The sequence below is a fragment of the Facklamia sp. P12955 genome (genome assembly GCF_050409565.1).
Classification (GTDB): Bacteria; Bacillota; Bacilli; order Lactobacillales; family Aerococcaceae; genus Facklamia.
Window position 1 is genome coordinate 1 of sequence record NZ_JBNUPF010000009.1, and the last position, 15,772, is coordinate 15,772.

16 protein-coding genes, 1 tRNA gene and 1 pseudogene are annotated in these 15,772 nt (G+C 36.9%); 3 read left to right on the forward strand and 15 right to left on the reverse strand.

The genetic code is table 11. From position 1 onward, the window contains the following. Positions 1-126 precede the first annotated feature (126 nt). From ACQV2G_RS03585 to ACQV2G_RS03595, 3 genes and pseudogenes are all read left to right on the forward strand, one after another. Positions 127-200 (forward strand) — tRNA-Arg (locus ACQV2G_RS03585). Between the two features lie 156 nt (positions 201-356). Further along, on the forward strand, positions 357-824 hold the full coding sequence (locus ACQV2G_RS03590) for a hypothetical protein (RefSeq protein ID WP_428876141.1): 468 nt from the start codon (positions 357-359) through the stop codon (positions 822-824). Positions 825-928: 104 nt separating this feature from the next. Next, positions 929-1,063, forward strand: a pseudogene (locus ACQV2G_RS03595) (rhodanese-like domain-containing protein); the annotation flags it as partial. Positions 1,064-1,160: 97 nt separating this feature from the next. On the opposite strand, the gene efp reads toward ACQV2G_RS03595, so the two are convergent. The 15 genes from efp to ACQV2G_RS03670 all read right to left on the reverse strand — a co-directional run bounded on the left by efp (position 1,161) and on the right by ACQV2G_RS03670 (position 15,611). Next, positions 1,161-1,724, reverse strand: a complete 564-nt coding sequence (efp, locus tag ACQV2G_RS03600) for an elongation factor P (protein ID WP_428874295.1) — start codon at positions 1,722-1,724, stop codon at positions 1,161-1,163. A gap of 94 nt (positions 1,725-1,818) precedes the next feature. After that, complete coding sequence (gene def, locus ACQV2G_RS03605; RefSeq protein ID WP_428875296.1) at positions 1,819-2,385, reverse strand: peptide deformylase; 567 nt, start codon at positions 2,383-2,385, stop codon at positions 1,819-1,821. Between the two features lie 24 nt (positions 2,386-2,409). After that, the gene (gene hflX, locus ACQV2G_RS03610; RefSeq protein ID WP_428876142.1) at positions 2,410-3,639 is read right to left on the reverse strand and encodes a GTPase HflX; all 1,230 of its coding nucleotides are present in this window, start codon (positions 3,637-3,639) and stop codon (positions 2,410-2,412) included. Then, positions 3,632-4,588 carry a tRNA (adenosine(37)-N6)-dimethylallyltransferase MiaA gene (gene miaA, locus ACQV2G_RS03615; RefSeq protein WP_428876143.1) on the reverse strand — a complete coding sequence of 319 codons (957 nt, stop codon included), beginning with the start codon at positions 4,586-4,588 and terminating at the stop codon, positions 3,632-3,634. Before miaA ends, hflX begins: the two co-directional genes overlap by 8 nt. Before the next feature lie 11 nt (positions 4,589-4,599). Then, on the reverse strand, positions 4,600-6,324 hold the full coding sequence (recN, locus tag ACQV2G_RS03620) for a DNA repair protein RecN (RefSeq protein WP_428876144.1): 1,725 nt from the start codon (positions 6,322-6,324) through the stop codon (positions 4,600-4,602). Positions 6,325-6,344: 20 nt separating this feature from the next. Then, on the reverse strand, positions 6,345-7,160 hold the full coding sequence (locus ACQV2G_RS03625; protein ID WP_428874288.1) for a TlyA family RNA methyltransferase: 816 nt from the start codon (positions 7,158-7,160) through the stop codon (positions 6,345-6,347). A 10-nt stretch (positions 7,161-7,170) separates the two neighbouring features. Continuing rightward, positions 7,171-8,052, reverse strand: coding sequence for a polyprenyl synthetase family protein (locus tag ACQV2G_RS03630; RefSeq protein ID WP_428874286.1), 882 nt, complete (start codon positions 8,050-8,052; stop codon positions 7,171-7,173). Beyond that, on the reverse strand, positions 8,049-8,294 hold the full coding sequence (locus ACQV2G_RS03635) for an exodeoxyribonuclease VII small subunit (protein ID WP_428874285.1): 246 nt from the start codon (positions 8,292-8,294) through the stop codon (positions 8,049-8,051). Before ACQV2G_RS03635 ends, ACQV2G_RS03630 begins: the two co-directional genes overlap by 4 nt. 3 nt (positions 8,295-8,297) lie before the next feature. Further along, complete coding sequence (gene xseA, locus ACQV2G_RS03640; RefSeq protein WP_428876145.1) at positions 8,298-9,665, reverse strand: exodeoxyribonuclease VII large subunit; 1,368 nt, start codon at positions 9,663-9,665, stop codon at positions 8,298-8,300. 126 nt (positions 9,666-9,791) lie between these two features. Beyond that, complete coding sequence (locus ACQV2G_RS03645; protein ID WP_428876146.1) at positions 9,792-11,555, reverse strand: DUF1002 domain-containing protein; 1,764 nt, start codon at positions 11,553-11,555, stop codon at positions 9,792-9,794. Positions 11,556-11,706: 151 nt separating this feature from the next. After that, positions 11,707-12,147 carry a transcription antitermination factor NusB gene (nusB, locus tag ACQV2G_RS03650; RefSeq protein WP_428874282.1) on the reverse strand — a complete coding sequence of 147 codons (441 nt, stop codon included), beginning with the start codon at positions 12,145-12,147 and terminating at the stop codon, positions 11,707-11,709. A 1-nt stretch (position 12,148) separates the two neighbouring features. After that, complete coding sequence (locus tag ACQV2G_RS03655) at positions 12,149-12,574, reverse strand: Asp23/Gls24 family envelope stress response protein (protein ID WP_428875302.1); 426 nt, start codon at positions 12,572-12,574, stop codon at positions 12,149-12,151. 11 nt (positions 12,575-12,585) lie between these two features. After that, positions 12,586-13,647: a M24 family metallopeptidase gene (locus tag ACQV2G_RS03660; RefSeq protein WP_428874280.1), complete on the reverse strand. Its 1,062-nt coding sequence runs from the start codon at positions 13,645-13,647 to the stop codon at positions 12,586-12,588. 40 nt (positions 13,648-13,687) lie between these two features. Continuing rightward, positions 13,688-15,397 (reverse strand): ribonuclease J1, encoded by a 1,710-nt coding sequence (gene rnjA, locus ACQV2G_RS03665; RefSeq protein ID WP_428874279.1) that lies wholly within the window; start codon positions 15,395-15,397, stop codon positions 13,688-13,690. Between the two features lies 1 nt (position 15,398). Next, positions 15,399-15,611 (reverse strand): DNA-directed RNA polymerase subunit epsilon, encoded by a 213-nt coding sequence (locus ACQV2G_RS03670; protein ID WP_428874278.1) that lies wholly within the window; start codon positions 15,609-15,611, stop codon positions 15,399-15,401. Positions 15,612-15,772: the final 161 nt, after the last annotated feature.

The following is a 15,772-nucleotide window of genomic DNA, read 5'->3' on the forward strand; positions in this document are numbered from 1 at the left end:
GATAGTGGGACATTTTGATTTGTGTTCTCTTGAGACATTATCATTTACGTTTAACTATATTTAGTAATTTTTTATGAAACAGCTTGACAATCAAAAAAAAAAAAACTATAATAATGTAGCTGTTATGTGCCAGTAGCTCAGCTGGATAGAGCAACGGTCTTCTAAACCGTAGGTCGCAGGTTCGAATCCTGCCTGGCATATTTTATAACATTAAACCACCTCAATTGTTCTCTATTAATAGAGTTCGTTGAGGTGGTTTTTATTTTGATTATTTAATATTCTGATAGGTTGCTTCTACTTATATAATTATTTCACAGATGTTTATTACCATTTATTACTCAATAGTACTAAAATACATGAAGGAAGGATATTATAAAAAAATCATAAATATACTTTTAGTATTTTTATTATCACTAGGTCTTAGCTCGTATAACAGTTTTATTGCATTTGCAAGTGACACGGAGAACTCAAGTGCTGAAACAGCTGAGCGTGAGTTAAATGGAGATAAAGCTGATTTCAATCGTTTCAATGGAGTTTATATCGTTGATGTCAATTATTTGGCTTCCAGATTTGGCAATTCAGATACTATAATTATTGACACCCGCGGTCAAAAAGAAGCAAAAAAAGGCCATGTTTCAGGAGCAATTGCTAAATCTGATATTCAATTGGTTAAAGATCAAATAACCTTAGAACCAGTGGAAGCAACTGTCAAAGATATCGATCGTACAGCTGTTATTGATACACACAAATTAACAGAGACAATTGCCGATTATAAAATCCTTGACTCACTTAAAAAAAGGTGGTCATTTGCCTGGCGCAATTAATATTCCATATACAGAACACAGACCTTTATAATGAGGAGGTTTTATTAAAATCAAATGAAGAATTCGAAGCTCTTTTCATAGAATAAGGATTTAATAAAGAGGATGCCATCGTCACTTATTGTCCAAGCAATATTCGTTCGGCCTATATGCAATTAATTATGGAAATGTTAGGTTTTGAAAATGTTAAGAACTATGAAGGTTCTTATTATAATTGGGCAACCTTTACTGAACTTGATTAACTGATTAAAAGCCCCTTGCTGAATCTTTAATCAGCAAGGGGCTTTTATCTTCGAACAATCATGATATAAAAAATTCATTAAGCTGCGTCTTTTAAACTTATTTGTTAGCTCTTCCCTTATAAGATCCGTCAGCTGTTCCAATTTCTAATGCTTCACCTGCTTCAATAAAATCAGGGACGTTTACAACTAAACCTGTTTCCATTGTAGCCGGCTTGCCTGAGCCAGTAACGGTTGCTCCCTTAATCGAAGGTTGAGTTTCCGAAACAGTCAAGACAACCGTTCCTGGTAATTCAACTCCGATTACTTCATGACCGAAGAATTGAATTTTACAGTTCATATTATCTAATAAATAGAATAGCTCATTTTCAATGGTATCAGCTGGCAGTTCATATTGCTCGTATGTTTCTAAATCCATAAACACAGCCATACCGTCCATTTTGTAAAGATATTGAACTTCTTTAGTGTCTAAATATGCGCGTTCAAACTTTTGATCAGGTCGAAAAGTAGTATCATAGGTTGCACCTGAGCGAACATTACGAAGCTTCATACGCATAACAGTATTTCCTTTACCCGGTTTATGGTGACTAGCTTCTAAAACTTTAATCAAGTTTCCCTCGTCCACAAAAGTCATACCGGCTTTTAAATCTGTTGCTGAAATCATCTTATCTTCTCCTAACTTCTTCAAATTACTTAAGTATTATATCATAGAATATTAAATTCAAACAATCTATTCTCTAGATTAGCTAATACTTAAACTAAATTATTATTAAATCCTTGTTAGCATACCAAGGCGCTTGCTCATTAATATGATCATAAAACATGATACCATGCAAATGATCAATTTCATGCTGAGCTACCACAGCTTGATAATTCCTTAATTTTAAACTATGTTCATTCCCTTCCAGATCTTGATACTTGAGTGTTATTCTTTGTGGACGAGGCACATAACCTTCTACTTCACGATCCACTGATAAGCACCCTTCACCTTCACTTAAAGCGACTTCCTGAACAGAGTGTCTCGTAATCACTGGGTTAACGAAAATTTGACTCATTTCTTCACCAGAAATGTTGCCTTCATCATCAAATTGATAAATATGCATAGCAAATATCTGTTTGCTTATATTTATCTGTGGGGCTGCTAAACCTACCCCCGGTCTTAACCCATATTTTTCTGCTTTTTCCTTATCTTGGCTATTCTTTAGAAACTCTAACATTTCCATGGCTTTTTGTTTTAACGAAGGTTCCATTGGGAAAGTTACCTTTTTTGCTTTTAAACGCAAGGTTGGGTGACCTTCTTTAATAATATCTTTCATCGTTAACATTTTCATCCTCCTTTATAGTCTCTGCTAGTCATTTTGTTTACGACGGTATCCTGTCACTCGATAGAATTGATTTTCTTCATCGAAGTCTAAACTCTCGACTAGCGTATTTTGTTGGTAATGCGATAAGAGGTCTGCTTCTTCGGGTAAAATTTTTACAGAGTATGCCTCAGCTGACTGAATACAAAGAGCCCAAATCGCTTCTTTTAATTTTTCAATATCCGTCGCTTCTAAAGCGGAAATCGTTATATTTGGTTTTTGAACAGCAACAAATGACTCTTCCATTGCATCTTTTTTATTATAAACCGTTAAAACCGGAATATGGTCTGCTTCAATATCTTTCAAAATACGGTTGACTGTTTCTTCATGCATGAGATGGGCAGGATTGGAAGCATCAACCACATGTAGTAAGACATCCATATAACGGATTTCTTCCAATGTTGACTTGAAGGATTCGATTAATTGAGTAGGTAGTTCTTCAATAAAACCGACGGTATCTGTCAAAGTAAACATTGGGTGACCATGAATGGCAAATTGTCTAGTGAGAGGATCTAGAGTGGCAAATAATTGATCTTGTACGAAAGTTTCACTCTCCGTTACTTGAATCAAAATAGTCGATTTGCCAGCATTAGTATAGCCTACTAAGCCAATGTTAAACTCACGACCACTGTGGCGATTTTCGCGTGTTCGTTTACGATGCTGCACCACTTCCTGCAAATCTTTTTTTATTTGGGTAATGCGAGAGCGGATATGACGGCGATCGGTCTCTAATTGCGTTTCACCTGGACCTCTGGTACCAATCCCTCCTCCCAAACGAGACAGTGACTTACCTTGGCCACCAATTCTTGGTAATAAATATTGATATTGCGCTAAGCCAACTTGTAGCTTTCCTTCGCGACTCTTAGCTCGCATGGCAAAGATATCGAGGATTAATTGAACACGGTCAATGACTTTCACACCTAATTCAGCCTCAATTACTTTGTTCATACTTGGTGAGAGTGCATTAAAAAAGATAACTAGATCAATAGCGTCACTTTCTACATAGAGCCGGATTTCTTCTAACTTGCCAGACCCAACGGCAGAATGATGATTGAGTCTGGGTAAGTTTTGTATCATTGTTTTAATGACCACACCCTTTGCTGTTTGGGTCAAGGATTCCATCTCTGAGATTAATTCCATAAAACGATCTTCTTGATAAGTATCCGTTCGGATACCCACTATTAGGACTCGTTCAGGCCCTTTTCTTGTTTCAATCATTTTTCTCCCTTTCAATTTCTTCTAGGAAATTTGCAATTAATTCATTTGCTTCATCTTCATAATCTGGATTGCTTAAATCAATCCAATGCTGATTTTTCATGCGGTTACGATACCAAGTTAATTGTCTTTTTGCATAGCGCCGGCTATTTTGCTGGATAGTCGTAATCGTTTCTTTAAGTGATTGATTTTGCTCAAAATAAGGCCACCACTCTTTATAGCCAATACCTTTCATACTTGAAAGCTCTAGATTTTTGTTAAGCTGATACAGCTGATGGACTTCATTTTCCAATCCTTCTTCGACCATTAATTCAACTCTGCGGTTAATTCGACTATACAATTCCTCGCGCGGACGATTTAAAATAATCAATAATTCATTAAACCGTGATTGACGGTTACTTATATCGGTCTGACTTGAAAAAAGTTTGCCTGTTTGCTTAATAACTTCTAAAGCTCGTACAATCCGACGGCCATTTTGTATTGGGATTTTCTTTGCAGCTAAAGGGTCGATAGCATTCAATTCTTGCCATAGAATACCTTCGCCTTCGTTTTGCAATCTTTCTTCTAAATGTTTACGGTAGTGAGAATCCATTGATTCCTGACCACCAAATGAAAGGTCATAAAGTAAACCCTCTAAATAAAGACCTGTCCCCCCCACTAATATGGGCAAGTCTCCTTCCGCCGAAATTTGTTCGATTGCACGATTGGCATCGGCCTGAAACTGACTGGCATCATAATTATCTTGCGGGTCGTAGATGTCTAAGAGATGGTGAGGTACTCCTGACATTTCTTCCGATTTAATTTTTCCTGTTCCAATATCCAATCCACGATATACTTGCATTGAATCCGCATTAATAATCTGCCCTTTGAAACGTTTAGCCAAACGGATTGAAAGAGTGGTTTTCCCAACTCCTGTTGGTCCTGTAATCACTACTATCGGTAGTTTATTCAAACAAAAACCCCCTAATTCTTTTGATAGGATGTGAGCAGGTCTTGAGCTACTTGTAGACTGGATTCAGATTGTACTTCACCAGACATCATGCCAGCAATCATGGCTACTCGCTCTTCTTCTGATAAATAATCCACTTGTGTAACCGTGCGCTCTTGATTAATTTCTTTTTTAATAATTAGCTGTTGATTGGCTGCGGCAGCTACTTGTGCTAAATGGGTGATGCATAAGACTTGTTTATTTTGAGCGATTTTAGCCAGTTTACTCGCTATAGCACTAGCGACTCTACCAGAAACCCCTGTATCAATTTCATCAAATATTAAGGTCTCAACTGCTTGATTTCTTGCGAAAATTGTCTTCAAGGCCAACATAAATCGTGAAAGTTCACCACCAGATGCTATTTTAGCCAGTGGTTGACTTTCTTCTCCCAAATTAGTCCTTGAGTAGAATTCAACTTGGTCCATACCCGCTTCATTCAAACGTAAATAAGAATTGGAAAAGAATGGTTGCAAATTAGAATCAGACTCTACCTGTCGCATCTTGACCTCAAATTCAGTATGCGGCATGTAGAGTTCTTTTAATTGACCTTCAACTTCTGAGACAATTGCTTTGGCTGCTTCTTTACGGAGATTGGATATGCTTTGAGCTAATTCAAAGGCTTCTTCATAAGTTTTGAGGAAGGCTTCCTGTGTTTGTTTTTGATAACTTTCAAAATGTTTAATTTGATCAATTTCCTTAACGAGTTCAAGCTGGTAATCGATTAACTCTTCAATATTACGCCCATATTTTTTTTGAACTTTTTCCAACTGACTTAGTCTTCTTTGAATTTCATCCATCACTTGTTCATCATAATCTGGCACATCAAAAGAAAAAGCAATTTCTCGGCTTAATTCTTTTAAATCTACTTGCAGGCCTTGTAAGCGCTCCTCAAATGACAAATATTGATTATCAAATCTTCCCAAGTGCTGTAACAGATAAAGCACTCGCTCAATTTGCTGATCGACACTAGCTTCTTGATCGGTCATTAGCTGGTTGATTTCATTAAGATACTGACTCATTAGCTGTGCATTTTGAAGTCTCTTGCTTTGTTGTAGCAGTTGCTGATCCTCATATGCCACTAAATCTAAATTTTTTAATTCTTCTAACTGAAACTCTAAATAATTTAAACGTTGAAGTGCATCTTGTTCGTCAAATTTCTTAGTTAACAATTGCTGTCTTAAATCTTGATAGTGATTATAAACTAGCTGATATTTTTCTTTAACTTGAAGTAAGCTCTCACTAGCAAAAAGATCCAGTAACTCAAGATGTCGTGAGGAGTCTAACAGAGCTTGATGTTCATTTTGACCATGAATATCTACCAAATAACGACCAATTCGTTTTAGCATGGTCACATTAGCTGGTCGTTGATTAATTTTAATAACATTTCGTCCACTCTTATGGATCTCGCGTTGAATCAAAAGGGCATCTTCTGGATCCTCAATTTCAATTCCAATTGCTTGCAATTGCATTAAGAGCTTTTCATTTCCTTGTAAACTAAAAAGACCTTCAATAAAGAGATTTGGGCTTCCTTTTCGCACAAACTCAGTAGACCCTCTTCCACCACATAAGATACCAATCGCATCAATAATAATCGACTTTCCCGCTCCAGTTTCCCCTGAGAGCACTGTCATCTGTTCATCAAAATCAATAGAAACTTGATCAATAATTGCAAAGTTTTCAATTCTTAAACTGATTAACATAAGGCACCTCTTTGCATTGTTTATTCAAAAGCTTGATGGCTCTCCTCCACAATTTTTGCGATGGCAATTGTTGAGTGGCTTTGATTATCTACTTGCCTAGCATTGATTAAATGCACTAAATATTCAATATTCCCTTCGCCTCCTGTAATTGGCGAATAGGTAAGCTCTTTAATAACAAAGCCAATTTTACTAATAAAGGCTAATACTTCTTCAAGGACCTCTTGATGAACTGCTGGGTCTTTTATGACACCCTTTTTACCAATCCGACTAGGTCCTGCTTCAAATTGTGGTTTAATCAAGGCAATAACAGAACCATCTTTTTTTAGAATCGGCTGTAATGGTGGCAAAATTAAAGCTAAAGAAATAAAAGAGACATCAATTGTTGCTATTGTTGGCTGTCCTTTTGTAAAATCTTCGAAGCGAGCATAGCGAAAGTTTTGCCGTTCCATTACGACTACTCTAGGATCTTGTCTTAAGGAATAAGCTAATTGATTGTAACCTACATCTAAAGCATAAGATAAGCGTGCGCCATTTTGTAAAGCCACATCGGTAAATCCTCCTGTTGAAGCACCGATATCTAAAAGTAGATGGTCTGTAATATCAATATTGAAAGAAGATAAGGCTTTTTCTAACTTTAATCCCCCACGCGATACATAAGGGAAAGGTTTCCCTTTCAGATAGAGCTCGCGATCAATCGGTATTTTTTCACCTGGTTTATCATAGCGCTGATCGTTTTGATCATAGATTTTTCCTGACATAACCAGACGGCGTGCTTGTTCACGTGAGTGAGTAATTCCTGCTTGGACCACTAGCTTATCGACTCGTTCTTTTTTCATTCATTACTCCTTATAGGTGTTTTTCAAGAGGTGATAGAAAGTTATCTAACTGTTTGAAAGATTTATGGCTAAGCTTTTCTAAATCGTTTAAAGCTTTTCTTGCTAACTTGATTTCTTCAATCAAACTCGCTTTAGCTTGTCCTACTCCTAAAAGACTAGGATAAGTTGATTTATGATTGATAATATCTGAGTAAGTTAAGCTATCCACTTCTTCATTCAAGTCTATGACATCTTTTAGATCATTATGAATTTGATACGCAACACCGTAGTGCTGTCCAAAAGTAATCATTAGATCGCTTTCAGCTTGATCAGCCTCTAAAATAATTGTAGCTGCTTTCATAGCAAATATAAATAAAAGGCCAGTTTTCATCAAATGAATTTGTTGTAACTGCTCAATGTCTATCGTTTTATTTTCTGCCTTAATGTCATAAAGCTGTCCAGCAACCATTCCAGATGAACCTGCAGCATGAGCCAATTCTCTGATCAGAGCGACCTTCTGATGGGCTTGCAAGCTTTCATCTTTAGATAAAATTGCGAAAGCATCCGCTTGAAGGGCATCACCAGCTAAGATTGCTGTGGCTTCATCAAACCTAACATGAGAGGTTGGTTGGCCTCTTCGCAGTTTATCATCATCCATGGCTGGTAAGTCATCATGGATTAAAGAATAAGTATGGATAAATTCTAAAGCAATGGCTGTTAACATAGCCTGATCAATTTTCTTTTTGTTAAAAATCGCAATAGTTGTCAGTAAAAGTAAGGGTCTTAATCTCTTTCCACCGCTATTAAGCGAGTAGACCATTGGCTTCACCATTTCTAAAGGTGAATTTAAAGAGATAACTTGCTCTTGCAAAGCCTGTTCAAATTTGGAACGTAAGGGCCCACCTAATATCATTCTGTTTTATTCTCCTCATCTAAAGGCTGTAATCCCGATTCAGTCATCATTTTGGTAACTGTCGCTTCGGCTTCCGTTAATTCTTCTTGGCAATGCTGACTTAATGAAATTCCTTTTTGAAAGGCTTGTAAGGCATCTTGAAGTGGTAGTGTCCCTCTTTCTAATTGTTGAACAATTTCTTCTAACTCTTGTAAAGCTTGTTCAAAACTAATGGTTGATTCTACTGTTTTATTTTCTGTCATCGATTAATCCTCCCTATCTATTGGCTCATTTTTATCGAGTGATTCTACTAAAACATTCGCACGCCCCTTATATAATTGGATATTTAAACGGTCTCCTTCAGTTAATTGATGACTTGAAGTTACTTGTTGACCTTCTTTTTCAACTAAAGAATATCCTCTTGCCATTATTTTCAGCGGACTATATGCATCTAATAAGGCACTTGCCTTCATGTGCCTATCGTACTTTCTTCTTAAATAATCATTGAAGGAGCGTTGTAAACTTAGTTGAAGTGTCCCTATTTTTTCTTGACGGTAGCTAATTTGTTGTTGAGGATTATAAGCATATACAGCCTGTTTTAGTTGATTGATTTTTTGTTTTTGGCGTGAAAAATATTGTTCTTGACGCATTTTCAATCGTTCATTTAAATGCATAACACTCTGCACGTAGGATTGGTACAGTCTTTCTGGCTGAGTAAGAACATATGATCGAGCAGATCTTGCCAGACGCTCTTGAGACCATTCTAAGCGCCCTCGAAAAGCATTTATTAATCGTACTTGTTGCTGGCTAATCGTCATTAAAACTTCTTGCAGCACAGGAACAGATAGTTCCGCTGCAGCAGTCGGAGTTGGAGCTCTTAAATCAGCCACTAAATCAGCAATCGTAGTATCGGTTTCATGGCCAATCGAAGATATTACTGGCAAGGGACATGCAAGAATAGCATGGGCAACTCCTTCATCGTTAAAACACCATAAGTCCTCAATCGAACCACCTCCGCGTGCTAAGATAACACCATCGAAAGAAATAGTGCTTTCTTCTAGCCGCTTAAATGACGCAACAATTTCTTTAGCCGCTTCCTTACCTTGAACTTTAGTAGGAAAGACAACAATTTCGACAATTGGATAACGACGTTGAACAGTCGTAATAATGTCACGTATGACAGAACCCGATGGGCTAGTTATCACTGCTAGTCGTTTAGGATATTTACATATTTTTCTCTTGGGACGATCAAAAAGTCCCTGGGCTTTCATTTTTTCTTTTAATTGTTCAAGTGCTAGGTATAAAGAGCCAATTCCATCAGGCTCAATATTTTCAACATAAAGTTGATACCTTCCTCCACCTTCATAAACTCCTACTCTAGCCGTTACAAAAACTTTCATGCCTTCTTCTAATTGGTATTTTAAACGGTGAAATTGACTCTTGAACATAATCGCATTAATTTGGACTTGGCCTTCTTTTAAAGAAAAATATTGATGAGAATTAGGACGATAACGATAGTTAGAAATCTCTCCCAAGACTCTAATCCTTTGAATATGCGGGTCACGATCAAATTTTTGACTGATATATTTTGATAAGGCTCCTACCGTGATATAGTTCTTTTGATCTTGGGTCACTCCATCACCTCTCTTGATATCATTCTTTTCTATTTTAGCACAATCTAATTCAGAGAACTAGAAAACAAAAAGAACCAGGCAATCATTGACCCTGGTTCTTTTTATAGCTTAAGACCATCTATCAGTTTACACTGGATCGACACTCTCTGTCTCTTCAGTTGGAACTGTCTCATCCACGCTTTCTTCACTTGGTGCTTCTTCCTCAAGAAGTTCTTCTGTTGGCTCTTCTGCAGGGGTTTGAGTTTCTACAGAATCAACTGGCTCTTCAACCATTTCTTCTAAAGTTGTTTCTTCTTCAGTGGATTCAACTGGTGTGTAACCAGGAATCCTATAATCAACTGGGATTTTATTAGCAATATAATTATTTTCAACATTGACACCATAAACAGCATTGAAATCATAGGTATCCTGATTTAATGGCACAGCTTCCATGGATACTGGGTCAACTTCACTAATTACTCCAGTTTCTAAATCGTATTCAAAACGAGCTAATCTAATCACCTTAGAATGTGTTTCCTCTGCTACAGATAGATTAATCACTTTATCATCCTGTTCAATATCAGTAAACGTATAGACCTGAGGAGCGTATCCTGTGGCATTAGCTATTAACTGAATAATCTCAGCTAAAGCTGCATCAGAAGTTTTAAGATTTTCAGCTTCTTGTAATTTAGCCATCCACTGATCTTTGATTGGTTGGAATTCGAAGCCTTCACTTTCAGCTAGTGCCTTTATATTTCCTTCAAAGGTTGCTGTATATTGATAAAGCAATTCTCTAAAATTATCTAACTCTGCTTTCGTTTCAACTGTTAAATTTGGTTGAATCGCTTCAAGAATAAAAGTATGAGCATAGATATCATCTACACGGATCCCCTGATCGACTGCTTGCTTGAAACGATTGTATAAAGCAGGTAAAATTTCGTGATACTTTTCAGTATCAGAAAAATCAGGTGTTTCTACTGCTTTAATTTCATCAATAGTCATTTTAGGCTCTAGTTGAGCAAGAATATTGTCCCATTTTTTGTCTTCGATTGATGCATCTAGTTGTTGAACAGTGTCTTCATTAGCAGCAGCATCGGTCTGGGCAAAATCATTGGCATATTGCTCTAATTCTTGCTTCGTTTGATTAGAAATCTCTACATCGGTAGCAACTGAATTGTCGACAACATTGCCATCGCCTTCAATATTAGTGTTATTAATAACATTATTTACAACTGTGTTTACAATTTCAGTCGAGTTTACTTGACCATTATTTTGAACTTGAGCAGCAACTTCTTTCTTAATTTCAGCAATAATTACGTTTACTTGTGCATCGGTTAACCCTGTTTCAGTCTTAACATTATTTACGACAGAAATTTCTTTTTGTGCCGTTTGCATGTCATGCTGCTTAACTTCTACACCTTGTGACTCTAATAGAGCGTATAAGCCAGTAAGTGCCCCCTCACCCGTTACAGGTAAAAAACTACCAATTTTTAATAAAGCATTTTGAGCCCCTGCAGTAATAGCTGCATTTTGATAGGTTGTCGCTGAAACAGCAGTGATATTTTCAGGCGTTACAATTTGAACTTTAATTCCTGTACCAGGTGCTTGAGGCTTAATATATACGGACGAGTATACATCTGTTGAAGCATCTGATCCAATGTTTAAATAGCGATCAATCATCACACCGTCAACATAAATTGTATTCTCAGGAGTTACCTGATTAGCGCCTAATAATTGAATGGTTTGTTGGGCTTGTTGTGAATTTAAAGTCGCTCCTAAAGCTAATTTTTCTACTTGCAAAGTTTGCTCAGCCTGTTCAACTGCCATAGCTGATTGGCTAATCAAAGGCATACTGGCTGGAAAAGTTGTTAAAGCAGCTAAAGCAAGTAGTAAAACTTTTTGTTTTTTCATAATTTTATGCTCCTTTTAAATTAATATGATGACACTTTGATTATATCCATCCTAAAATACTTATACAAGTTATACCCATTTCTTTAATAAATTCTTATAAGAAAAAAGCCAGAAAAAGAATAATTTCTTCACATTCTTCTTCTGGCGCCATTTAGATTTGGTTAGCTAAAAGTTTAGCGAGAACACCTGAGATAAATTGTCGTGATCGATCATCTGAAAAAGTCTTAGATAATTCAATCGCTTCGTCAACCGCTACTTTGGCTGGAACTTTCTCTTCGTCAATGAAGAGCACTTCAAAAAAAGCTAAGCGTAAAATGGTTAGATCAATACTTGCTATTCTATCAAGAGTCCAAGATTGGCTGAGATATTGTTTAATCATATCATCTAACGCCAACTGATTGTCTCTTACTCCTCTAACTAAGGTTATTAGATAAGAATCTATCTCACCTGAGTATCCCTTCTCAGGATCATTACCGGCTTCTAAAGCGAATTCTACAGCATCCTCACTTTGAAACTGGTCACTAGCAATTACTAATTGATATAAACTCTGGACTGCTTTTTCTCTTAGCTGATGACGTGATAATTTTTTCATCCTATTCTCCGATTTCTTTTTCGCTATTCCTAATAGTTTTTAACTCTGAATTCATTTTTGGTTCTGTATCAATCGATTGGACATGAACATTCACTTCACTGACGATAAGATCTGTCATGTATAGAATTTGTTCTTTAACACGTTCTTGAATAGCAGCGGCTATAACTGGAACTGTTTTACCGTAAGCAATGCTTACATTAATATCAATCGAAATACGGTCTTCAATTTGACGCATTTTAGCATTAACACCTGATCCTTGAATACGCAAAAATTTTCCTGCTTCTTTTTTTTGTGATGAACTAAGTACACCATCAATTTCTGAAGCAGCTTTGGCTGCAATGTCTTCCAAGACACCCATCGTAATATTAATTTCGCCTAAGTATTGTTCGCTGAGAGATTCAAATGCGACAGTTTGTTTATTTAACATCCTTTAGCCTCCTATATAATTATTAATTCTTTGGGACTACGGTTGATTGGTATTACACGATCTGCTTGCACAATTAAATCATCTTCAATGCGAACACCACCGATACCTGGTAAGTAAATACCGGGTTCATCAGTAATTACCATGTTCGTCTCTAAAACCGCTTCAGAACGACTAGAGACTGCAGGTTCTTCATGGACATTTAAACCGACACCGTGGCCAGTAGAGTGTCCAAAGTACTCACCATAGCCTTTTTCCGTAATATAATCACGAGCTATCGCATCTACTTCCTTACCAGTCATGCCAGCTTTAGCCTCTCTGATTACGCGTTGATGTGCTTCAAGTACAATTTCATAGACTTCTTTCATTTTATCTGATATCGATCCTACCGCAATCGTACGAGTCATGTCAGACGAATAACCTTTATAGTAGCAACCAAAGTCTAGCGTCACAATATCGCCATCTTCAATCACTTTTTCACTCGCTACACCGTGAGGCATGGCAGAGCGTTCACCTGAAGCGACAATAGTATCAAAAGACATACCTGTTGATCCTTTATCCTTAAGAAAAGCTTCTAACTCATTAGCAACCTGAATTTCAGTTACACCAGGTTTAATAAAGGTTAAGATATGTTCAAACGCTTGATCGGTAATTTCACATGCTTGTCGAATGGTCTCAAGTTCCGATTCATCTTTAATTAAGCGAATTTTTTCGATTAACCCTTGACTTGCTTTAATATCTGCTGCAAATAGATCTTTAATTTTTAGATATTGACTGACATTCATATTATCTGCTTCTATGGCTAGTGTTTGAACCTTTTCTTGATCGATTAAGTTTTTAACTTCTTGATCTACTCCGTTTTGATGGATAACAACTGTTGCAGACTTAACTTGATGACTAGCTTGAGTATTGTAACGGAAATCGGTAATAAAGAAGGCCTTATCTTGAGTTACAAATACGGCACCAGCCGAGCCGGTAAAGCCGGTTAAATATCTTATATTTAACATATCCGTTACATAGATTGCATCGAATTTTTGTTCTTTAAGTGATTGACGTAATTTGTTGATTCTATACATATGATCGCTCCTTTACTTGTTTTAACTCTAATACTAACTACTACTTCGTTTGATGAGGTCTTACCCCTTTATTAATATCTAATAAAATCGGCATAATCATCGGATTTCTCTGCGTCTTCTGATAAATAGCCGGTTCTAATTGACTGAGCAATAGATCTCGCACGCTCCGTTCATTTATATTAGCGCCTGACTCATTTAAGCCGCGGTTGATAATTGCGCGCGCCTTATTTTGAATATCATTGATCAGGTCTGCTGATTCTCGCATGTAAATAAAGCCTCGAGACATAATATCCGGTCCGGCAATCAATTGTTTAGCTTCAAAGTCAATAGTAGCTGAAACAATGATTAGTCCTTCTTCTGACAGAGCTTTACGGTCTCTCAGTACAATGTTACCAATATCACCAATACCATTACCATCGACATATACATCCTGAGCAGGAAAGCGTCCTGCTACACGAGCAGAGTCGGCAGTAAGAGCTAGAACATCGCCATTAGACATAATAAAGCAATTTTCTTTTGGAATCCCAGTCATCTGAGCTAATTCCGATTGGATTTTTAACATGCGATATTCCCCATGAACTGGCATGAAATATTTAGGCTTCATTAAACGGTGCATTAATAATTGCTCTTGCTGACCACCGTGACCAGAAGTATGAATATTATTGACCTTTCCATGAATCACTTTGGCACCTTGCTCGCTTAATTGATTGATGACACGGTTAACACTCATAGTATTTCCTGGAATAGGTGAAGAAGAGAAAATAACGGTATCATTAGGTTGAAGCGAAATTTGTCGGTGCGTACCATTAGCGATACGGCTTAAAGCTGCCATTGGCTCCCCTTGTGAACCAGTACATAGAATTAAAATCTTATTAGCAGGATATTTATTAATATCTCTTGGTTCAATGAAAATATCTGCCCCTTTGTCATCCACATAACCTAATTCTCTAGCTGTCTTAATGGAAGATTCCATCGAACGACCGAAAACAATTATCTTACGACCTGTCTCATAGGCTGTCATTACGACTTGTTGCAATCGAGACACATTGGATGCGAAAGTAGCGAAAATAACGCGTCCTTCTTCTTTTTGGATAATGTTGCGAATCGAACGGCCGACAATTTTTTCTGAATTAGTAAAGGTTGGTACTTCGGCATTTGTTGAATCACCTAGTAATAATAGGACTCCTTCTTCACCAATTCGTGCCATCTTATGTAAGTCGGCTGGTTTGCCTACCGGTGTGAAATCGAACTTATAATCTCCTGTAAAGACAATATTTCCAGGAGGTGTTTTAACTACCACACCATATGCTTCTGGAATGGAGTGAGTTGTTAGATAAAAACTAACGCTTGTTTTACGGAAACGGATCACAGAATCTTCATCAATTTCATGAATTTCTGCATCACGCAACAGTCCACGTTCTTGTAATTTATTACGAATTAAAGCTGAGGCTAACTTGCCAGCATAGATAGGCACGTTTATCTCTTTCAATAAGAATGGAATTCCACCTATATGGTCTTCGTGACCGTGAGAGATAATAACTCCCTTAATCTTATTACGATTTTGTAATAGGTATTGATAATCAGGAATGACATAGTCAATACCTAACAATTCGTCTTCTGGGAACATCACACCAGAATCCATAATGATAATTTCATCTTGAAATTGGACGCCATACATATTCTTACCAACTTCATTTAAACCGCCTAAGGCAAATACGCCTACTTCATTATTTTTAATATTTACTGACATCTTAGAACTCCACCAACTTAAAGCCTGCTTGTTCTTTTTCATATGCCAAATGCGCCTCATCTAAGGCTTGGACATATTGGATGTTGTAAGATGTATTTTGAGTCACTTTTTCAATCGCTTCTACGCGATTTTCTGCTTCAAGATAAAGGGAAAGTGTCCTTTCTCTTGTTGGAACTTGATCTTTACTTTCTTGGTACATTACTTTAAAAATCATGTAATAAAACTCCTTTATTATTTTTTATTTCAACTGGTGGGTGAGCTAAACACTCGTTGTCAATTTATTCTATCATACTTTCATATATAGGTATAGTTAGACACTGAGACGCTTATTTGAGAAAAAATATAAGCACCCTTTTAACCTTTATCTTGTATTTA